17 protein-coding genes and 1 pseudogene are annotated in these 19,909 nt (G+C 64.0%); 14 read left to right on the top strand and 4 right to left on the bottom strand.

From position 1 onward, the window contains the following. Positions 1–26: 26 nt before the first annotated feature. From PSH87_RS15690 to PSH87_RS15665, 6 genes are all read left to right on the top strand, one after another. Positions 27–803: a CbbQ/NirQ/NorQ/GpvN family protein gene (locus PSH87_RS15690; protein WP_305430122.1), complete on the top strand. Its 777-nt coding sequence runs from the start codon at positions 27–29 to the stop codon at positions 801–803. After that, positions 787–1,350, top strand: coding sequence for a cytochrome c oxidase subunit 3 (locus tag PSH87_RS15685; RefSeq protein WP_305430121.1), 564 nt, complete (start codon positions 787–789; stop codon positions 1,348–1,350). The genes PSH87_RS15690 and PSH87_RS15685 overlap by 17 nt, the downstream gene beginning before the upstream one ends. 6 nt (positions 1,351–1,356) lie before the next feature. Then, positions 1,357–1,590, top strand: a complete 234-nt coding sequence (locus tag PSH87_RS15680; protein ID WP_305430119.1) for a cytochrome C oxidase subunit IV family protein — start codon at positions 1,357–1,359, stop codon at positions 1,588–1,590. A gap of 982 nt (positions 1,591–2,572) precedes the next feature. Then, positions 2,573–3,013, top strand: a complete 441-nt coding sequence (locus PSH87_RS15675) for a cytochrome c (RefSeq protein ID WP_305430118.1) — start codon at positions 2,573–2,575, stop codon at positions 3,011–3,013. A gap of 3 nt (positions 3,014–3,016) precedes the next feature. After that, entirely contained in the window at positions 3,017–4,438 is a 1,422-nt protein-coding gene (locus PSH87_RS15670; protein ID WP_305430117.1) for a cbb3-type cytochrome c oxidase subunit I, read from the top strand. A gap of 65 nt (positions 4,439–4,503) precedes the next feature. After that, on the top strand, positions 4,504–6,345 hold the full coding sequence (locus tag PSH87_RS15665) for a nitric oxide reductase activation protein NorD (RefSeq protein ID WP_305430116.1): 1,842 nt from the start codon (positions 4,504–4,506) through the stop codon (positions 6,343–6,345). Here PSH87_RS15665 and PSH87_RS15660 read toward each other — a convergent pair. Then, positions 6,339–6,530, bottom strand: coding sequence for a protein DnrP (locus PSH87_RS15660; protein ID WP_305430115.1), 192 nt, complete (start codon positions 6,528–6,530; stop codon positions 6,339–6,341). The two genes, PSH87_RS15665 and PSH87_RS15660, sit on opposite strands and share 7 nt — an antisense overlap. Then, entirely contained in the window at positions 6,527–7,210 is a 684-nt protein-coding gene (locus tag PSH87_RS15655; RefSeq protein ID WP_017738901.1) for a Crp/Fnr family transcriptional regulator, read from the bottom strand. The genes PSH87_RS15660 and PSH87_RS15655 overlap by 4 nt, the downstream gene beginning before the upstream one ends. 134 nt (positions 7,211–7,344) lie before the next feature. Between PSH87_RS15655 and PSH87_RS15650 the strand changes: the two are divergent. From PSH87_RS15650 to PSH87_RS15625, 6 genes and pseudogenes are all read left to right on the top strand, one after another. After that, a pseudogene (locus PSH87_RS15650) lies at positions 7,345–8,521 on the top strand (NnrS family protein). A 1,059-nt stretch (positions 8,522–9,580) separates the two neighbouring features. Beyond that, complete coding sequence (gene moaB / locus PSH87_RS15645; protein WP_017735673.1) at positions 9,581–10,135, top strand: molybdenum cofactor biosynthesis protein B; 555 nt, start codon at positions 9,581–9,583, stop codon at positions 10,133–10,135. Further along, positions 10,132–11,358 carry a gephyrin-like molybdotransferase Glp gene (gene glp / locus PSH87_RS15640; protein ID WP_305430114.1) on the top strand — a complete coding sequence of 409 codons (1,227 nt, stop codon included), beginning with the start codon at positions 10,132–10,134 and terminating at the stop codon, positions 11,356–11,358. The genes moaB and glp overlap by 4 nt, the downstream gene beginning before the upstream one ends. A gap of 9 nt (positions 11,359–11,367) precedes the next feature. Beyond that, positions 11,368–12,363 (top strand): peptidase U32 family protein, encoded by a 996-nt coding sequence (locus tag PSH87_RS15635; protein ID WP_305430113.1) that lies wholly within the window; start codon positions 11,368–11,370, stop codon positions 12,361–12,363. A 10-nt stretch (positions 12,364–12,373) separates the two neighbouring features. Next, positions 12,374–13,264, top strand: a complete 891-nt coding sequence (locus PSH87_RS15630; RefSeq protein ID WP_305430112.1) for a U32 family peptidase — start codon at positions 12,374–12,376, stop codon at positions 13,262–13,264. Then, positions 13,258–13,725, top strand: coding sequence for an SCP2 domain-containing protein (locus tag PSH87_RS15625; RefSeq protein ID WP_305430111.1), 468 nt, complete (start codon positions 13,258–13,260; stop codon positions 13,723–13,725). The genes PSH87_RS15630 and PSH87_RS15625 overlap by 7 nt, the downstream gene beginning before the upstream one ends. A 772-nt stretch (positions 13,726–14,497) precedes the next feature. Here PSH87_RS15625 and narL read toward each other — a convergent pair. After that, the gene (gene narL / locus PSH87_RS15620) at positions 14,498–15,145 is read right to left on the bottom strand and encodes a two-component system response regulator NarL (RefSeq protein ID WP_017735781.1); all 648 of its coding nucleotides are present in this window, start codon (positions 15,143–15,145) and stop codon (positions 14,498–14,500) included. Further along, a complete protein-coding gene (locus PSH87_RS15615; RefSeq protein WP_305430110.1) occupies positions 15,142–16,944 on the bottom strand; it encodes a HAMP domain-containing protein in 1,803 nt (600 codons plus the stop codon). The genes narL and PSH87_RS15615 overlap by 4 nt, the downstream gene beginning before the upstream one ends. Before the next feature lie 310 nt (positions 16,945–17,254). On the opposite strand from PSH87_RS15615, the gene PSH87_RS15610 reads away from it, so the two are divergent. Both PSH87_RS15610 and PSH87_RS15605 read left to right on the top strand, forming a co-directional pair. Next, complete coding sequence (locus PSH87_RS15610; protein ID WP_305430109.1) at positions 17,255–18,505, top strand: nitrate/nitrite transporter; 1,251 nt, start codon at positions 17,255–17,257, stop codon at positions 18,503–18,505. A gap of 2 nt (positions 18,506–18,507) precedes the next feature. Further along, positions 18,508–19,905 (top strand): NarK family nitrate/nitrite MFS transporter, encoded by a 1,398-nt coding sequence (locus PSH87_RS15605; RefSeq protein WP_305430108.1) that lies wholly within the window; start codon positions 18,508–18,510, stop codon positions 19,903–19,905. Positions 19,906–19,909 lie beyond the last annotated feature (4 nt).

Raw genomic sequence — 19,909 nt, 5'->3', positions numbered from 1 at the left:
CCGCAAACCTGCTTTGGATGTGTGTGATGACCGAGCCGTTCTATCAACCCGTCGACAATGAATGCCTGCTGTTCGAACACGCCTGGCACCACCGCATGCCGGTGCTGATCAAGGGCCCCACCGGCTGCGGCAAGACGCGCTTTGTGCAGCATATGGCGCACCGCCTGCAGTTGCCGCTGTACACCGTGGCCTGTCACGACGACCTCAGCGCCGCCGACCTGATTGGCCGCCACTTGATCGGCGCCCAGGGCACCTGGTGGCAGGACGGCCCGCTGACCCGCGCCGTGCGCGAAGGTGGCATCTGTTACCTGGATGAAGTGGTCGAGGCCCGCCAGGACACGGCGGTGGTCCTGCACCCGGTGGCCGACGACCGCCGCGAGTTGTACCTGGAACGCACGGGGGAAGTGGTCAAGGCGCCGCCGTCGTTCATGCTGGTGGTGTCGTACAACCCCGGTTACCAGAACCTGCTCAAGGGCATGAAACCCAGCACCCGCCAGCGCTTTGTGGCCATGCGCTTCGACTATCCGGCGGCGGCGGACGAAGCGCGCATCGTCGCCCAGGAGGCCCAGGTGGACAGTGCGCTGGCGGCTGAAGTGGTGCGCTTGGGCCAGGCGTTGCGCCGTCTCGATCAACACGACCTGGAGGAAGTCGCCTCCACGCGCTTGCTGATCTTCACCGCCCGCCTGATCGCCGCCGGCATGCCACCGCGCGAAGCCTGCCTGGCCTGCCTGGCCCAGGCCCTGAGCGACGACCCGCAAACCGTCGCGGCATTGATGGACGTGGTGGATGTGCACTTTGCCTGAACCGCGCCGCCTGCGGGGTGACTTGGCGATGTGGTTTTTCATCCTTGCCGAGCTGACGGTGTTTGCGATTTTGATCCTCGCATTTGTCGTCACGCAGCGCCTCGAACCTGAAGGGTTTGCCGCAGGCCGCAGCCAGCTGGACAGCTCCACCGGGCTGGCGATGACGGTGAGCCTGCTGACCGCGGGCTTGCTCGCGGCGTTGGCAGTGCAACAGGTGCGCGTGCAACGGTCACGGCGTGGCGCCGCCTTGTTTGGGGCGGCCTTGCTGGTAGCGCTGGTGTACGTCGCGATCAAGCTCGGCGAATACAGCCACCTTGCCGGTGTTGGACTGGGCTTGGAGTACAGCCGGTTCTTTACCTTGTACTGGATGCTCACGGGGTTTCATTTTTTGCATGTGCTGCTGGGCATGCTGATCCTCGGCTGGCTGGCCATGGCCTGCTGGCGCGGAAGGGTGGCAGTGAGCGGGGTGGAGTCGGGGGTGCTGTACTGGCACATGGTGGACCTGGTGTGGGTGGTGTTGTTTCCGGTGGTCTACGTGATGGGGTGAGGGCCGATGAGTGCGTCGCAGGGGTTGCTGGTGTGTTGGGCGGTGCTGGTGTCGCTGAGTGCCGGGACGGTGCTGGCGGGCGCTGCGGGGGTGTGGTTGGTGGTGCTGTTGTTGGCGGCCTCCAAGGCGTGGCTGATTGCGGACGGGTTTATGGAGTTGCGGCATGCGCCCTGGGGGTGGCGCGGGATGTTGTTGGGATGGGCTGTGGTGCTGGTGCTGCTGATCGGTGTTATCTGCTGACAGCGTTAAGTCAGTGGCTCGTTTATGTAGGCAATTGCCTGCTCACTTGTCGTTCGCTTCCGAAACATGAGTTTCGCCCCGGACGATGACTCACCCCCTCGGCAGTGCCTTCCTATAGTCGTGCGCCACAGTCTTGGAGGTGCACGCGATGCAAGGACCCTACGCATTTATCAATGAACGACCGCAACCCTATTGGGAGGTACGGAGGGCAGTAAGCTTGGAGCGCGCGTGGGCACTTATCCCTATGAAAACTAACGGAGTAAGCGATGAGCGTTGAGTACATAGGCATGGGGGCGGAGGGCGGCTGCTGGACCTGTGGCGAGGGAGCTTGCTCCCGTGACTGCCTGGCAGTCGGGCGATTTTTACCGGGTGTAAACCGGCTCTACTGTGGGAGCGGGCTTGCTCGCGAAGACGGCCTGTCAGGCGGTTGAGTTTTGTTGGTTGCACACCGCTCTGAGGTGGGAGCTGGCTTGTCGGGTCGCCGCATCGCTGCGATGACTATGTGCATGGCGCCGGAGCTTTTGGGTCGGAGTACATATCCATTGCTGCGGTCACGGCCACTGACGGTTCCGCTCTTACAGCGGCTCACTTTTGGAAGGACCCAAAAGTAAGCAAAAGGTCCTCGCCCCACCACTCGGCACCTCGCCTTGGCTCGGTGTGGCCTCTCCCCGGCTTGAATCCGTGGGCCGCCGTCATGGGCCATCCTTGGCCCAGGACGGCTAACCCGGCGTCCTGCCGGGTTACCCACGGATTCAAGCCTGCGTTCGGCCAGCGTGGTTAACGGGGCGCCTAAGATCAAGATCACAAGCCAGATCAAGAGCCAACGCTTCGGGTTTTGTCAGGTCCGGTAGTTGTGTAGATACCTATGGCCATCGGGGGTAGGCCCATCCCACCCGCAATCCCCACTTCTTGATCGCCATCAATCACTTTTCACCCCCCGCCTTCCTATCATGGCCCCCGCCAAGCCATGAGGAAGACGACCATGTCAGAGACCTTCACCAAGGGCATGGCCAGGAATATCTACTTCGGAGGGAGCGTGTTCTTCTTCCTGATTTTCCTGGCCCTGACCTACCACACCGAGCAAACCTTTCCCACCCGTAGCAACGTCGATCAGCTCACTGAATCGGTTGTGCGCGGCAAGGGCGTGTGGGAGCGCAACAACTGTGTCGGCTGCCACACCCTGTTGGGCGAGGGCGCGTACTTTGCGCCGGAGCTGGGCAATGTGTTCCAGCGCCGGGGCGGTGACGAAGGGTTCAAGCCGTTCCTGCACGCCTGGATGAAGATGCAACCCCTGGGCGTGCCCGGGCGCCGGGCCATGCCGCAATTCAATCTCAGTGACCAGGAAGTGGGTGATCTGGCCGAGTTCCTCAAGTGGAGCTCGAAGATCGACACCAATAACTGGCCACCGAACAAGGAGGGCTGAGCCATGCGCAGCGCCAACCCCTATCTGAAATTCCAATCCCAGGCCGTGGCCAAACCTTACTTTGTGTTTGCCCTGATGCTGTTTGTCGGCCAGGTGCTGTTCGGCCTGATCATGGGCCTGCAATACGTGGTGGGTGACTTCCTCTTCCCGTTGATCCCGTTCAACGTGGCGCGGATGGTCCACACCAACCTGCTGATCGTCTGGCTGCTGTTCGGCTTCATGGGCGCCGCCTATTACCTGGTGCCCGAGGAGGCGGACCGCGAGTTGCACAGTCCGAAACTGGCGATCCTGTTGTTCTGGGTGTTTGCCGTGGCCGGGGTGCTGACCATCCTCGGCTACCTGCTGGTGCCCTATGCGGCGCTGGCCAAGCTCACCCACAACGAGCTGCTGCCCACCATGGGCCGCGAGTTCCTTGAGCAACCGACCATCACCAAGATGGGCATCGTGGTGGTCTGCCTGGGCTTTCTCTACAACATCGGCATGACCCTGCTCAAGGGCCGCAAGACCACGGTGAGCATGGTGATGATGACCGGGCTGATCGGCCTCGCGGTGTTCTTCCTGTTCTCCTTCTACAACCCCGGCAACCTGGCGCGGGACAAGTTCTACTGGTGGTGGGTGGTGCACCTGTGGGTCGAAGGCGTGTGGGAATTGATCATGGGCTCGATGCTGGCGTTCGTGCTGATCAAGGTCACCGGTGTCGACCGCGAAGTGGTGGAGAAGTGGCTGTACGTGATCATCGCCATGGCCTTGATCACCGGGATCATCGGCACCGGTCACCACTTCTTCTGGATCGGCGCGCCGCAGGTGTGGCTGTGGGTCGGCTCGATCTTCTCGGCGCTGGAACCGCTGCCGTTCCTGGCGATGGTGATGTTCGCCTTTACCATGGTCAAACGCCGGCGCCGCGAGCACCCCAACCGCGCCGCAACGCTGTGGGCCAAGGGCACCACGGTGACGGCATTCTTCGGCGCCGGGGTCTGGGGTTTCCTGCACACCTTGGCACCGGTCAACTTCTACACCCACGGCACCCAGCTCACGGCAGCCCACGGGCACCTGGCGTTCTTCGGGGCCTACGCCATGATCGTGATGACCTTGATCAGCTACGCCATGCCGCGCCTGCGTGGCCTTGGTGAAGCGCCGGATGCACGCGCGCAGACCATTGAGGTCTGGGGCTTCTGGTTGATGGTGTTGTCGATGGTGATGATCACCGTGTTCCTCACCGCCGCCGGCGCGGTGCAGGTGTGGTTGCAGCGTTGGCCGGTGGACGGCGTGGCACTGCCGTTCATGGCCACGGTGGAGCATCTGAACACCTTGTTCTGGGCGCGCTTGGCCAGCGGCGTGGTGTTCCTGCTGGGGCTGCTCTGCTACCTGTACAGCTGCCGGCAACGGCGCGCGGTGGTCGGTGAACCGGTGCCGAGTGTGCACTGATCGTTAATCCCCAAGAGGGCGGCCCGGCTGGTACAGCGGGCCGTTTTACGTTTGGAGCAATGCCCATGGCCTTTACCCTGGAGCTGGAAGAGTGGGTCGGCAGTGCCTGGCACCGCTTTATCACGCGCCGTGCAAGCGTGGATTTCCCCGCCGCGCAGGTGCACCTGCGCGACCGCCAGCGCAGTCTGGCGCTACTGTTTCGCGCCCTTGGCGGCGCCGGCGGCATCGCCCTGGAGGCTGCCGGCGAGCGCGACCTGCTGCTGCGCCGCAACCTGCTGATGCGCATCGCCGGTACCTGCAAGCAGGCGCCGCTGGCCAGCTGCGACGGCAACCGCTTGCGCCTGCCGTCGCGCCTGGCGGTGTTCCCCCACGCCAGCCTCAACCTGGAACTGTATCGCTGGCTGGCCCTGCTCGCCGCACAGTCCGGCCCGATGACCCACTGGGCGCGGGACAACCAGCGCTGGACCTGGCTGCTGCTGCAACGCTATCCCGCCATGCGCCCCAGCTACCGGCGCCTGGTGGACGCGCATATCGCCCTGCGCCCCGACCCGGCCAGCCTGTGCCCCGACGAAGCGGCGTTGGAAAAAGCCTTGCGCAAGGCCCTGCGCGAACCCGACAGCGTGCGCCACTTGCCGCGCAGTCAGCGTGCGCCCTGGCCGCTTCCGTTATGGCTGTACCCGCCGCTGCACCTGGACACGCCGCAAAGCGCCGACCTCTTTGATGAAGGCGACGACCTCGCCGCCCATCCCGGCGAGCAGCACGGTGCGCGCAAACGCGTCACACGCCTGGACGACCAGCGTCGCGACGGTGGCCTGCTGGTGGTCCGCCTGGAAAACCTGTTCAGCTGGACCGAACACGTCGACCTCGAACGCTGGACCGACGACGGCCACGACCCGGATGCCGCACGCGTCGCCGAAGACCTCGACCAGTTGAGCCTGTCGCGCCAACGCGTGCGCAAGAGCGGCGGCCTGAAGCTGCACCTCGACCTGCCACCCGCCGATGTCGATGACATCCCCCTCGGCGAAGGCATCAAGCTGCCCGAATGGGACTATCGCCAACAACGCCTGCAAGACGCCTTCGTCAACCTGCAACTGATGCAGCCACGCGACGCGGCGCCGCAACCCTTGCCCCCACGCCTGCAAGCCCAGGCCCAGCGCCTGCGGCGCCAGTTCCAGCGACTGCGCACCGACCGCCAATGGCAGCGCCAGCAACCCCAGGGCAGCGAACTCGACCTGCAAGCCTGGCTGGATTTCCATGTGCAGCGCCAGCACGCGGCCTGTGCCGAGCGCGGCCTGTTCATGGAGCAGCGTCACCGCCAGCGCGACCTCGCGTGCCTGCTGCTGGCGGACCTGTCGATGTCCACCGACGCCCATCTGAACGACACGCAAAAAGTCATCGACGTGATCCGCGACAGCTTGCTGCTGTTCGGTGAAAGCCTGACCGGGGCCGGGGATCGGTTTGCGCTGTATGGGTTTTCGTCCCTGCGCCGGCATCAGGTGCGCTTGCAGGTGCTCAAGTCCTTCCAGCAACCCTACGACGACCGCATACGCGGCGCGATCCAGGGCCTCAAGCAGGGCTATTACACGCGCATGGGCGCCGCCATCCGCCAGGCCACCCAGCTGTTGGGCGCCTGCCCGCAGCGGCGCAAGCTGCTGTTGCTGCTCACCGATGGCAAGCCCAATGACCTGGACCTGTACGAGGGCCGCTATGGCTTCGAAGACACCCGCCAGGCAGTGCTGCAGGCGCGGCGCGCGGGCTTGATTCCGTTCTGCATCACCATCGACAAACAGGCCGGCGACTACCTGCCGTACATGTTCGGCGCGAATGGCTTCACCCTGATCCGCCAACCGCAGCAGTTGCCCCAACGCTTGCCGCAGCTGTACCGGCAGTTGACCGAAGGTCAGTAAATACCCCGGGGCAACCAGAAGAACATCGCGATGCAAAACAGCAGCAGGCCCAGGCAAAACCACTGGAAGCGGCTCAGCCGCCGGGCCTGGTGGCTGGCCTCGGACGCCGGCAGCGGCATGGCGCAGTGCTCGCAGGTGTCGCGCTCCACGGCATTGCGATGCTGGCAGTAGAGGCAGGTTTTCACTCGAATTGCTCCAGGCGCGAACGGTCGAGAATGGCGATGTGGCGACCGTCCTGGGTGATGATCTTTTCATCGATCAGGCGCCGGATAATCCGCGAGAACGTCTCCGGCTGAATCGACAAGTGCCCGGCGATCAACTGCTTGGCCATGGGCAGTTCAAAGCGCGTCTCGCTGCTGTGCAGGCGCACCAGTTGCGTGAGCAGGTAGCGCACCACGCGGTGGGTGGCGTTTTTCAGCGACAACGTCTCGATCTCGTTGACCCGCTGGTGCAAACGCACGCACAACGTGCCGAGCAAGGCGAAGGTCAGGCGGCTGTTGCTCTGCAACAGGCGCATATAGGTGGCGTTGGACAGGCGATACACCTGGGTCGGGCACACCGCTTCGGCGCACGCCACATAGTTGGGCGTGTCCATCAGCATCATCGCTTCGGCAAAGGTCTGGCGCTCGCCGATCACCTCGAACACTTTCTCCTGGCCATCCGGGGTCAGGCGGTAGATTTTCACCGCGCCGGCAATCACGAAGTAAAACGCATCGGCCGGTTCGCCCTGGCGAAACAGCGGCTCGCCCTTGTCGACATTGAGCAATTGGCTGTTGCTCATCAACTCACTCAGTTGGGCCTCGTCCATGGGCTCGAACAGGTGGTGACTGCGCAGGATCTGGTGATGGACACGATGGAGCACCATCAATACCTCGGGACACAAAGGGGAAGGGGGCTCAAGGCTAATCCGACGGCCCTTGGCACAGCTTGATCTGCGACAAGGGCAAGACGCGGGCACAGGCGCACCATCGCCACAGAACTGAGTTGAGGAGCCGCAACATGCACGTACTGGATCGGCGCAAGGCAATGTCGATTACCCCGCTGTTTCGCCTGGCCTTCCGGCCTTTTTTTTCTCGGTGCGTGCCTGTTGGCGGCGCTGGCGATTCCCCTGTGGCTGCTGGCCCTGGGCGGCATGACCGGCGGTTGGCAACCAGCGGGCGGCTGGCTGGCGTGGCATCGGCATGAGCTGTTGTTCGGTTTTGGCGTGGCGATCATCGCTGGCTTCCTGCTGACGGCGGTGCAGACCTGGACCGGGCGCCCGGGCCTCAGCGGTGCGCCCTTGGCCGTACTGGTGGCGTTGTGGCTGGCGGCGCGCTTGGGTTGGTTGCTGAACGTCCCGTGGCCGTTGCTGGCGTTGCTGGAACTGAGCTTTCCGTTGGCCGTGGCCGGGGTGATGGGCTGGACGCTGTGGAAGGTACGGCAGACGCGCAACTACCCGATTGTGCTGGTGTTGGTGCTGCTGGCGGTGGCGGATGGAGTGTCGTTGGTTGACGCGAGCCTGCAACGTCAGGCGGTGCTGGCCGGGTTGTGGCTGGTGGCGGCGATGATGGGGCTGATCGGTGGGCGGGTGATTCCGTTTTTTACCCAGCGCGGCTTGGGACGGGTTGAGGCGGTCAAGCCTTGGCCGTGGTTGGATTATCTGTTGTTGGGCGGGTCGGTCCTGGTTGCGCTGGGCTACGTCAGTGGAGTGGCACTGCTTCCTAGCGTGTGGCTTGGCGTGCTGTTTTTTGTGTTGGGTCTGGGGCACTTGTTGCGATTGGTGCGCTGGCATGATCGTGGGCTGTGGCGGGTGCCGCTGTTGTGGTCGTTGCACTTGGCTTATGCCTGGCTGGCGTTGGCGTGCCTGGGGATGGGGCTGTGGCATTTTGGGGGGGCGTTGAATCCTAGTCTGGCGGTGCATGCGTTGACCGTGGGGGGCATGGGTGGGTTGATTTTGGCGATGATTGCGCGGGTGAGTCTTGGGCATACGGGGCGGCCGTTGCAGTTGCCGCGGGGGATGGGGGTGGCGTTTGTCTTGTTGAATTTGGCGTGTGTGTGTCGGGTGTTTTTGGTGGGGGTTTGGCCGGTGGTGGGGTTGTGGGGGGCGGGGGGGTGTTGGTGTGTTGGGTTTGGGCTGTACTTGTGGCGGTATGGGCCGATGTTGTGGCGGGCGCGGGTGGATGGGCATCCGGGGTAGGTGTGGTGTCTGTGTACATATCCGTTTCTTCGGTAACGGCCACTTAGGGTTCCGCCCTTACGGCGGGTCACTTTTGGAGGGACCTGTACGGACCGGAGAAAAAGCCCCAAAGTAACCAAAGGGCTCTTGCCCCAACACTCGGTGCCTCGCTTAGGCTCGGCATGCCCGAACGCAGGCTTGAATCCGTGGGCCGCCGCCACGCGCCATCCATGGCGCGGGGCGGCTAACCCGGCGTCCTGCCGGGTTGCCCACGGATTCAAGCCTGCGTTCGGCCAGCGTGTTTAACGGGGCGACCCCAGATCAAAAGCAAGAGCGCGGCGGCCTTAAAGCCGACCGGTATTTCTCATGGTGTCCACTCTTCAACTGTGGGAACCGGCAACTGTGGGAGCTGGCTTGCCTGCGATGCAGACAACTCGGTACACCAGACAAACCCAGTTGATGCCATCGCAGGCAAGCCAGCTCCCACAGGGAAACGCGCACGCTTCATCGATCAGGCCGGCTGTCAGGCCGCCTCGCTTTGCTTTTGATTTTGATCTTGGGCGCCCCGTTAAACACGCTGGCCGGAATTCGACATGGATTTGGGGGGTAAACCGGCAGGGATGCCGGTTTAGCCGCCCCGCGCCATGGATGGCGCGGGGCGGCGGCCCCCCAAATCCATGTCGGATTACGGGCATGCCGAGCCTAGGCGAGGCACCGAGTGTTGGGGCAAGAGCCCTTTTGGTTACTTTTGGGGCTCTTTTCCAAAAGTGACCCGCCGTAAGGGCGGAACCATAGGTGGCCGTTACCCAAATAACGGATATGTACACCGATAGACCGCCATCGCAGGCAAGCCAGCTCCCACAGAAAAACATCTCCCCGGGCAGTCCCGGCCATTCCATGCGACCCCATGCCACACCCAACCCTTGACCACGATCAACAGCCCCCACCCAGCCAGTTCCCACACTGTGCCAACCCCCCTGAAGGACCACGCCCCCAACGGCATACCTCCTCCGAGGAATAGGCCCTACGCCCAATGCGGCGCAGGCTGCCCCCATCTTTCCAACGCTTGGAGCCCGGACCATGGCCCACCTGACCCAGCAAAACTTCGTCTCCCTGAACATCGCCGTACTGACCATCAGCGACACCCGCACCTACGACACCGACACCTCCGGCGACACCCTGGTAGACCGCCTGCAAACCGCCGGCCACATGCTCATCGACCGTGGCATCGTGATGGACGACATCTACCAGATCCGCGCCCGGGTTTCACAGTGGATCGCCGACCCCCAGGTGCAAGTGGTGCTGATGACCGGCGGCACCGGTTTCACCGCGCGCGACAACACGCCCCAAGCCGTGCTGCCGCTGCTGGACAAGCAAGTGGACGGCTTCGGCGAGTTGTTCCGTCAGGTGTCCCTGGCCGAAATCGGCATGTCGACCCTGCAATCCCGCGCCCTGGCCGGCTTCAGCAACGGCGTGCTGGTGTGCTGCATGCCGGGTTCACCGGGCGCCTGTCGCACGGCCTGGGACCAGATTCTTGTCGGCCAACTGGACAGCCGCACCGGCCCGTGCAACTTCGCGCCGCACCTCAAGCCGCAACTCGATCAAGCGCTCAGCGCCTGTGAGTCACGCTCATGAACCTGTGTGACAGCGGTGACCTGCTGCCGGTGGAGGACGCTATCGAGCAGTTGCTCGCGCAGGCGCCGCCACCCCCGTCCACCGAGGTGATTGCCTTGGCCCAGGCCCTTGGGCGGGTGGTCGCTGAAGACGTGTTTTCGCCCCTCGACTTGCCGGCCTGGGACAACAGTGCCATGGACGGCTACGCCCTGCGCGCGTTTGACGTGCCGGAGCAGGGCGGTCATCTGGAAGTCGCCGGGCGTATCGCTGCCGGGCACAGCAGCGATGAGCCGTTGCAGGCCGGGCAAGCCGTGCGCATCTTTACCGGCGCGCCGTTGCCACCGGGGGCCGACAGTGTGGTCGCCCAGGAACGTTGCCGCGTGTATGGCCAGCGCATCTGGTGCCCGCCGGTCCGCTTGGGCGACCACGTGCGCAAGCGCGGCGAAGAGCTGCAACGCGGGCAGCAGGTGTTGAGCGCCGGCAAGCGCCTGCGCGCCCAGGAGATCGGCCTGCTGGCGGCGGCGGGCATCCCTCGGGTCAAGGTCTATCGGCCGCTGCGGGTGTGCCTGCTCAGCAGTGGTGATGAATTGCGCGAACCCGGTGAGTCGCTGGCACCGGGGCAGATCTACAACAGCAACCGTTACCTCATCGCAGCGCTGCTGCGGGGCTGGGGTGTGGAGGTGCACGACTACGGCGTGATGGCCGACGCCCTGACGGCGAGTCGCGATGCGTTGGCGCTGGCGTCTTCCGAATGCGACCTGCTGCTGACCACCGGCGGCGTGTCGGTGGGGGAGGAGGACCACCTCAAGCAAGCGATCCGCGAACTGGGCAAGGTCGAGTTCTGGCGCCTGGCGATCCAGCCCGGCAAGCCCCTGGCGTTTGGTCAGGTGGCGGGCAAACCGTGGATTGGCCTGCCGGGTAATCCGACGGCCGCGCTGGTCACGGCGCTGGTGGTGGTGCGCCCGTTCCTGCTGCGTGCCCAGGGCGCAGAGCGGGTGTTGCCGGTGCCGGCCAGCGTGCCGGCGGCGTTTGAATGGCTCAAGCCCAACCCGCGCCGCCAATACCTGCGTGCGCGCTTGAGCCCCGGCAGCGATGGGCAACTGCGCGCGATCCTGCACCCGCAGCAAAGCTCGGCGATGCTGGTCGCCGCCTGCTGGGCCGACGGCCTGGTGATCGTCGAGCGCGGGCAACAGGTGCTCAAGGGCGCGGCGGTGCCGTTTCTGTCCTTTGCCGATTTTCAATAAGGAGCCACCATGCAACTGGTCTGCCCGGCAGGTAACTTGCCTGCGTTGAAAGCCGCTGTGCGCCAAGGCGCCGACGCGGTGTATGTGGGGTTTCGCGATGACACCAACGCCCGGCACTTCGCCGGGCTGAACATGGACGACAAGCAGTTCGACGCCGCCGTCGCCCATATCCGCCAGCACCAGCGCAAGCTCTACGTGGCGGTCAACACCTACCCGCAACCGAAGATCTGGCCGCGCTGGCAACGCGCCGTCGATCGCGCCGCCGACCATGGGGTGGACGCCCTGATTGCCGGCGACCCCGGCGTGCTCGGCTACGCGGCCGCGCGTCATCCGCAGATGGCCTTGCACTTGTCGGTGCAGGGCTCGGCCACCCACGCGGCGGCGTTGAAGTTCTACGTCGAACGCTATGGCATCCGCCGTGCGGTGCTGCCCCGGGTGTTGTCCCTGGCCCAGGTCAGGCAGGTGGCGGCGAGCGCCACGGTGCCCATCGAAGTGTTCGGCTTTGGCAGCCTGTGCATCATGGCCGAAGGGCGCTGCCACTTGTCCTCCTACATCACCGGCGAATCCCCCAACCTGTGCGGCGTGTGCTCGCCGGCCAAGGCGGTGCGCTGGAGCGACGACGCCGACGGCCTCAGCGCGCGCTTGAGCGAAGTGCTGATCGACCGCTACACCCCGGACGAACCGGCCGGCTACCCGACCCTGTGCAAGGGCCGCTTCCTGGTGGGCGGCAAGAGCTTCCATGCGCTGGAGGAACCCACCAGCCTTGACACCCTCGACCTGCTGCCGGAACTGGCCGCCATCGGCGTGGAAGCGGTGAAGATCGAAGGCCGCCAACGCAGCCCGGCCTATGTGGAGCAAGTCACCCGCGTCTGGCGCGCGGCCCTCGACGCCCACCGCAGCAACCCGGCCAACTTTGTCGTCAAGGAACAATGGCGTCAGGTATTGGCCGGGCTTTCCGAAGGCAGCCAGACCACCCTGGGTGCTTACCATCGTGCATGGCAGTGAGGACACACAGATGAAACTCAGCCTCGGACCGGTGCTGTTTTATTGGGACAAGGAACACCTCGGGCGCTTCTACGCGGACATGGCCGACGTGCCCCTGGACGTGATCTACCTGGGCGAAACCGTGTGCTCGAAACGCCGCGTGTTCAACCTCGATCAATGGCTGGGCCTGGGCCGCGAGTTGCAGGCGTGCAGTTCGGCGCAGATCGTGTTGTCGAGCCTCACCTTGATCGAGGCGGCCTCCGAACTGTCCCGCCTGCGGCGCCTGTGCGACAACGGCGAGTTACAGGTGGAAGCCAACGACATGGGCGCGGTGCAGTTGCTGGTGGAGCGCAAGTTGCCCTTTGTCGGCGGCCCGGCGCTCAACCTCTACAACGGCCACGCCCTGGTGCAGTTGCTCGACTTGGGCATGCAACGCTGGGTGCCGGCGGTGGAATGCTCCCAGAGCTTGATCGCCGATGTGCTGGAACAGGTGCGCGAATTGGGCAGGCCGTTGCCGGAGGTGGAAATCTTCGCCTACGGCCATTTGCCCCTGGCCTACTCGGCGCGCTGCTTCACCGCCCGCGCCGAAAACCGGCCCAAGGACGACTGCCAGTTCTGCTGCATCAACTACCCGGACGGCATGGCCTTGACCAGCCAGGAAGGGCAGGCGTTGTTTACCTTGAATGGGATTCAGACGATGTCGGCGGACGTGACTAACCTGCTGGCCGACTATCCCGGGTTGGTCGCTTGTGGCGCTGATGTCTTGCGCCTGAGCCCGCGTGCGGAAGGCATGGCTGATGTGGTGCGTGCCTACGACCATGTGCGCCAGGGCGCGACGCCGCCGCTGTTTGTCGAGGGTTGCAACGGCTACTGGCATGGCCAGGCGGGCATGTTACGGGTTGAGGAGGTGGGGCTGTGTTGAGTCGCAAGCAATGGTTGCTCAAGGGGGCCGACCGGTTGTTGCCGCTGGTTCGGCGGGTGCCGTTTGCGGTGCAGCGTGTGGCCTTGGAGCAGGGGCTTAATCGCTGTCTGGCTGAGCCTTTGCGCGAGGGTGGTTTTGATTTGCTGCGCGGGCGTTGGATGTGTTTGCGCGTTCCTGACTTGGGGTTGTGTTGGTACCTGACGTTGGCGCGGGAGGGGTTGCGTATTGCTGACAGGGCTGAGGCGCAGGTGACCATCAGTGGTAATTGGCGGGAGTTTTTGTTGTTGGCCAGTCGGCAGGAGGATCCGGATACGTTGTTTTTTCGGCGGCGGTTGGTGATTGAGGGGGATACGGAATTGGGGTTGGGGTTGAAGAATTTGATTGATAGTTTGGATTCGGATGTGTTGCCGGGGTTGTTGTGGCGGGGGTTGGAGCGGGCGGGGCGGGGGGTTGGTGTTTGACCGGGTAACCGAGTACATATCCGTTTCTTCGGTAACGGCTGCTTATGGTTCCGCTCTTACAGCGGGTCACTTTTTGAAGAGCGCAAAAAGTAACCAAAAACGCTTCGCCCCAACACTCGGCACCTCGCCTAGGCTCGGTGTGCCCGAACGCAGGCTTGAATCCGTGGGCCGCCGCAATGGGCCATCCATGGCCCAGTGCGGCTAACCCGGCGTCCTGCCGGGTTGCCCACGGATTCAAGCCTGCGTTCGGCCAGCGTGTTTGACGGGGCGACCCCAGATCAAAAGCCAGAGCGCGGCGGCCTTAGAGCCGACCGATTCTTTGTGTCGATCTCGGTTCAAAATGTGGGAGCTGGCTTGCCTGCGATGCAGACACCTCGGTACATCAGGCACACCCAGTTGATGCCATCGCAGGCAAGCCAGCTCCCACAGGGGAATGCGCACGCTTCATCGATTAGGTCGGCTACTAGGCCGCCGCGCTTTGTTTTTGATTTTGATCTTGGGCGCCCCGTTAAACACGCTGGCCGGAATTCGACATGGATTTGGGGGGTAAACCGGCAGGGATGCCGGTTTAGCCGCCCCGCGCCATGGATGGCGCGTGGCGGCGGCCCCCCAAATCCATGTCGGATTACGGGCATGCCGAGCCTAGGCGAGGCACCGAGTGTTGGGGCAAGAGCCCTTTGGTTACTTTGGGGCTCTTTTCCAAAGTGACCCGCCGTAAGGGCGGAACCAATACCCGCCGTTACCCAAATAACGGATATGTACCCAAGGCCACTCACCCCACCTGCCGCAGGTGTTCCATAGCCCAAACCGCCGCCTCCACCCGCGACCTCAACCCCAGCTTATGCAGCAAATTCTTCACATGCACCTTCACCGTCCCCTCCGTAATCCCCAACTTATGCCCGATCACCTTGTTGCTATACCCACTGGCAATCGTGCGCAAAACCTGCCGCTCCCGCTCAGTCAATTCCACCGCCGCATGCGGCTGCGGCGCGCGCAACGCCTGGGCCAGCACACGGGTCAACCCGGGACTGATCACCAACGCGCCATGCAACGCATCACGAATAAACTCCACCACCAACTCCGGCTCCATGTCCTTGAGCAAATACCCATTGGCATCCAGCCGCAGCGCATCCCGCACATCGTCCTCAGCGTCGGACACGGTAAACAGCAGCACCTTGCCCGCATAGTCCATGGCCCGCAGGCGGCGCAGGGTTTCCAGGCCGTTCATGTGCGGCATGTTGTTATCCAGCAGCACCAGGTCCGGTTGCAGGCTGGCGATCTGGTCGAGGGCTTCCTGGCCGTTGCCGGCCTCGCCGACCACGTGCAGGTCGTCTTCCAGTTCGAGGATCTGGCGCATGCCGTGGCGCATCATCGGGTGATCGTCAACCAGCAGGATACGGTGGCGCGTGGCGGTGTTCATGGGGCGGTGCCTTGTAGGGAATGGCCGAGGAATTCCGGCTGGAAACGCAGCTGCACCCGGGTGCCCTGGGGCTCGCGGGGGCTGATGTCGAGGTGGCCGTGCAGGCTGCGCGCGCGTTCGTCCATGATGGTCAGGCCGTGGTGTTCTCGTTTGTCGACGTCGCCGCCAAAACCACGGCCGTCGTCGTCGATGCTCAGGCTGACGGTCTCGCCGACCTGGCGCAGTTGCAGCCAGGCATTCTGCGCATGGGCGTGGCGCAGGCAGTTGGACAGGGCTTCGCGGGTGATCTGCAACAGGTGGATCTGCTCGCTGGCCGACAGCTGGAACGCCAGCGCATCCACATGCAGGTGCACCTGGAATTCGCCGCGCTGGGAGAACTCTTCGGCAGTGTCTTGCAGCTCTTGCACCAGCCCGGCATCGTGGATCTGCAAGCGAAAGGTGGTGAGCAATTCGCGCAGTTGGCGGTAGGCGTTGTTCAAGCCTTCGCGCAGTTCGGCGGTGACGCTGGCCAGGCTTTCCACCGGTTCGCCACGGCGGATCAGGGTTTGCATGCGGCTCACTTGCAGCTTCATGTACGACAGCGCCTGGGCCAGGGAGTCGTGCAGTTCGCGGGCGATGATGGTGCGCTCGTCCAACAGCAGCAGGCGGTGGTCCTGCTCGCGCTGGCGCTTGAGGGACAGCGAGGTGCCGATCAGGTTGGCCAGGGCCTGGATCAGTTGTTGCTCCCAATCCTGGGGCGCATGGCCGTCGAGGAAGTGCGCCTTGAGTTCACCCAGTTCGGCGCCCTGGTTGCTGATGCTGAACACCTGCGGCGGGGCGACGTGGGCACGCTCGCAGGTGGCGCAATCGCCAATCGCGCAGACGTTGCGGCTGTGCTCGCCGTGCAGGGCGAGCATCTGCTGGGCCGGGGCGAGGAAGTGGCCTTGCAGGCACAGCGACAAGCGCAGCCCCGGCAAGCGTTTCTGGAAGCGCCGGATCAGTTCATCGAGGCCCTCGGCATTGGCCAGGCGCGTGGCCAGGCTGCTGCTGCTCTGGTACAGCAGTTCCAGGGCGGCGTTGGCTTGTTGCAGGTTGAGGGTCTTGAGTTGCACCTGGCTTTCCAGGGTGCGATGGGACGCTTCGATGGTCGCGGCCATGGCATTGAAGCTCAGGGCCAGTTGGCCCAGCTCGTCGTCGGAGCGGTGGTTGACCCGGGTCTGGTAGTCACCGTCACGAAAGCGCCGGGTGGCGTGCACCAGTTCTTGCAGCGGCGTGACCACGCCGTACTGCAACTCATACAAACCCAGCAGCAGGATGATCAAGGTGCTGAACAGCGCCAGGCCCTGGATCGCCTGTTGCCAGCCTTGCTTGTGTTCGCTCTGTTGCTGCAACAGGCTGACGAAGCGGTTCAGTTGCTCGACGAACGCCGGTGCCTGGGCCTGGAACAGCGCCGCGTCGCCGCGCATCACTGCTGGGCGCAGTTCGTCGTTCCAGCGTTGCTGGATCTGCTGGTAACTCTGCAACAGCGCGCTGTGCGGGCCGTCTTCGAGCACGGCTTTCAGGGACTGGCTGTCGAGGCGCCGTTGCAGGCTCTGGCTGACCTCGGCGATTTCATCCGCGCGTGCGCCGGCGGCGAGTTTCCAGCTGAGGTGGTAGGTCTCCATGCGCACGGAGCCGGCGGTGTTGATCGCGGCGGCGTCGCCCTGGCTGAACCAGGCGATCAGCCCGGCGCTGAGGGAACTGGCCAGCGCCAAGATAGCGATCAGGATCACCGCCAGGCCAGCGCGGGCGGGCAGGGAGCTGCGCAGCCAGTCAAACATGACGGCGCAATCGAAGGGCGTGGGGGAGCAGCATGCTTGCACCTGGAACGGGAAAGGGGGTTGAACGTGGCCTTCCCTGGCGCACTACCTCTAAAGAATTGCCGGCGAACCCTCCCACGGATAAAAGCCGGCACAAGAGAGCAATCCATTGATAAATAAAGGCTTTCTCTTGATTTGTTGACTACCTCCAAGGAGGTAGACGGGGCCAGCATAGCCCCATACCCACCCGGCCCACGTTGATCTGGGTCAAGTTCTGCGGGGGTGTCGCCCCTAACCTGCGCTCATGGAATCACTTTCTGGAGCGCATACCGTGACTCAACCCCGTCTGCGACAAGGTCTGGTGCTGGGCATGAGCACCTTGGCCTTCACCGTCTGCTTTATGGTGTGGATGATGTTCGCCGTGCTCGGCGTGCCGATCAAAGACCTGCTGCAACTCAACGAGACCCAGTTCGGCCTGCTGGCCGCCACGCCGGTGCTGACCGGTTCCCTGGTGCGCCTGCCGCTGGGCCTGCTGACGGATCGCTTCGGCGGGCGCATCGTGTTTTTCCTGCTGATGCTGGTCTGCGTACTGCCGCTGTACCTGATTACCTACGCCACCGCCTATTGGCAGTTCCTCGTGCTCGGCCTGTTTGTCGGCCTGGCGGGCGGCTCGTTTTCGGTGGGCATTGCCTACGTCGCCAAATGGTTCGACAAGGACAACCAGGGCTTCGCCATGGGCGTGTTCGGCGCCGGCAACGCCGGGGCGGCGGTGACCAAGTTTCTCGCCCCGGCGCTGATTGCCCTCGGCACCTGGCACCTGGTGCCCAAGGTGTTCAGCGCGATCCTGTTTGTCACTGCGCTGCTGTTCTGGTTTCTCACCAGCGAAAACAAGGCGCACCGCAGTGCCGGTGGCGCCACCCTGCGTGAGCAGTTGGCGTGCCTGAAAGATCCGGCCGTGTGGCGCTACTGCCAGTACTACTCGATTGTCTTCGGCGGCTACGTCGCGCTGGCCCTGTGGGTGACCAAGTACTACGTGCAGGAATACGGTTTCAGCCTGCAAAGCGCCGCGCTGCTGGCCGCGTGTTTCTCCCTGCCCGGCGGTGTGCTGCGCGCGGTGGGCGGCTGGATGTCGGACCGCTGGGGCGCGCAAAGCGTGACCTGGTGGGTGCTGTGGGTGAGCTGGATCTGCCTGTTCCTGCTCAGCTACCCGCAGACCCAACTGCAAGTGATGACCGTCAACGGTCCCCTGGATTTCCATATCGGTCTCAACCCCACGCTGTTCACCGTGCTGCTGTTTGTGATGGGCATCGCCTTCGCATTCGGCAAGGCCTCGGTCTTCAAATACATCGCCAATGACTACCCGCACAACATGGGCGCGGTGTCCGGCATCGTCGGCCTCGCCGGTGGCCTGGGCGGCTTTGTCCTGCCGATTATGTTCGGCGCCCTGGTGGACCTCACCGGCGTGCGCTCTTCCTGCTTCATGTTGATGTACGGCGTGGTCTGGGTGTCCCTGACCTGGATGTACCTCAGCGAAATCCGCAAACAGCCGTTGCTCGGCACACGAGCCGGCAGAGGAGAATGATCATGTCTATCGCGCAAAAGCCCGAATCGGGCCCGGTGATCCACGACTGGCGCCCCGAAGACCCGGCGTTCTGGGGCGCCAGCGGCAAGAAGACCGCGACCCGCAACCTGTGGATCTCGATCCCCGCGCTGTTGCTGGCCTTTGCCGTGTGGATGGTGTGGAGCACAGTCATCGTGCGCCTCAACGCCATCGGCTTCAGCTTTACCACTGACCAGCTGTTCTGGCTGGCCGCCTTGCCGGGCCTATCGGGTGCGACGTTGCGGGTGTTCTATTCGTTCATGGTGCCGATCTTCGGCGGGCGCCGCTGGACCGCCCTGAGCACCGCCTCCTTGCTGCTGCCGTCGCTGTGGATGGGCTTCGCGGTGCAAGACCCGAGCACCCCGTACAGCGTGTTTGTGCTGATCGCCTTGCTCTGCGGGTTTGGCGGCGGCAACTTCGCTTCCAGCATGTCCAACATCAGCTTTTTCTACCCCAAGTCCCAGCAGGGCACTGCCCTCGGCCTGAACGCCGGTCTCGGCAACCTGGGGGTGTCGGTGATGCAGTTTTGCGTGCCGCTGGTGATCACCTTTGCCGCCTTCGGCGCGTTCGGTGGCCAGCCGCAAACCCTGGCGGATGGCAGCCAGCTGTGGTTGCAGAACGCCGGGTTCATCTGGGTGCCGTTCATCCTGATCGTCACCGTGGCGGCGTGGTTCGGCATGAATGACCTGTCCAGCGCCCGCGCCTCGTTCAGCGACCAGGCGGTGATCTTCAAGCGCAAGCACAACTGGCTGATGTGCTGGTTGTACCTGGCGACGTTTGGTTCGTTCATCGGCTTCTCGGCGGCGTTTCCGCTGCTGATCAAGACCTCGTTTCCCGACGTGGTGGCGCTGAAATTCGCCTTCCTCGGCCCGCTGGTGGGCGCGCTGGTACGCCCGTTGGGCGGCTGGCTGGCGGACAAGCTGGGCGGTGCGCGGGTGACCCTGTGGAACTTCGTGTTGATGATCGTGATGGTCTTCGGCGTGCTGCACTTTTTGCCGCAGCAGGGCGAGGCGGGCAACTTCTACGGCTTCCTGGGCCTGTTCATGCTGCTGTTCATCACCACCGGCATCGGCAACGGCTCCACCTTCCGCATGATCCCGGTGATCTTCCGCACCGTTCACGAAAAGGCCAGCGCCGGCCAACCGCCGGCCGTGCGTGAGCAAGCCTTGAAGGACGCCGGCAAGGAATCCGCCGCCGTGCTGGGTTTCAGCTCGGCCATGGGCGCATTCGGCGCGTTCTTCATCCCCAAGACCTTCGGCACCTCCATGGCCGCCACCGGCAGCCCGGCCATGGCGTTCTACCTTTTTGTCGGTTTCTACCTGAGCTGCATCGTCGTGACCTGGTGGTGGTACGCCCGCAAAGGCTGCGCCACACCCTGCTGATCGA

Origin of the sequence: Pseudomonas sp. FP453 (assembly GCF_030687495.1) — a bacterium.
In the GTDB taxonomy this organism is placed as follows: domain Bacteria; phylum Pseudomonadota; class Gammaproteobacteria; order Pseudomonadales; family Pseudomonadaceae; genus Aquipseudomonas.
The sequence above is the reverse complement of the archived record's forward strand: the minus strand, read 5'-3'. Positions and strand labels throughout refer to the sequence as shown.

Bases quoted from the DNA above. Each gene is read 5' to 3' on its own strand.
- PSH87_RS15665 (WP_305430116.1), top strand. From the start codon at position 4,504: ATGGCCTTTACCCTGGAGCTGGAAGAGTGGGTCGGCAGTGCCTGGCAC.
- narL (WP_017735781.1), bottom strand. From the start codon at position 15,145: ATGAACACCGCCACGCGCCACCGTATCCTGCTGGTTGACGATCACCCG.
- moaB (WP_017735673.1), top strand. From the start codon at position 9,581: ATGGCCCACCTGACCCAGCAAAACTTCGTCTCCCTGAACATCGCCGTA.
- PSH87_RS15605 (WP_305430108.1), top strand. From the start codon at position 18,508: ATGTCTATCGCGCAAAAGCCCGAATCGGGCCCGGTGATCCACGACTGG.
- PSH87_RS15630 (WP_305430112.1), top strand. From the start codon at position 12,374: ATGAAACTCAGCCTCGGACCGGTGCTGTTTTATTGGGACAAGGAACAC.
- PSH87_RS15670 (WP_305430117.1), top strand. From the start codon at position 3,017: ATGCGCAGCGCCAACCCCTATCTGAAATTCCAATCCCAGGCCGTGGCC.
- PSH87_RS15690 (WP_305430122.1), top strand. From the start codon at position 27: ATGACCGAGCCGTTCTATCAACCCGTCGACAATGAATGCCTGCTGTTC.
- PSH87_RS15680 (WP_305430119.1), top strand. From the start codon at position 1,357: ATGAGTGCGTCGCAGGGGTTGCTGGTGTGTTGGGCGGTGCTGGTGTCG.
- PSH87_RS15615 (WP_305430110.1), bottom strand. From the start codon at position 16,944: ATGTTTGACTGGCTGCGCAGCTCCCTGCCCGCCCGCGCTGGCCTGGCG.
- PSH87_RS15675 (WP_305430118.1), top strand. From the start codon at position 2,573: ATGTCAGAGACCTTCACCAAGGGCATGGCCAGGAATATCTACTTCGGA.
- glp (WP_305430114.1), top strand. From the start codon at position 10,132: ATGAACCTGTGTGACAGCGGTGACCTGCTGCCGGTGGAGGACGCTATC.
- PSH87_RS15655 (WP_017738901.1), bottom strand. From the start codon at position 7,210: ATGGTGCTCCATCGTGTCCATCACCAGATCCTGCGCAGTCACCACCTG.
- PSH87_RS15635 (WP_305430113.1), top strand. From the start codon at position 11,368: ATGCAACTGGTCTGCCCGGCAGGTAACTTGCCTGCGTTGAAAGCCGCT.
- PSH87_RS15685 (WP_305430121.1), top strand. From the start codon at position 787: ATGTGCACTTTGCCTGAACCGCGCCGCCTGCGGGGTGACTTGGCGATG.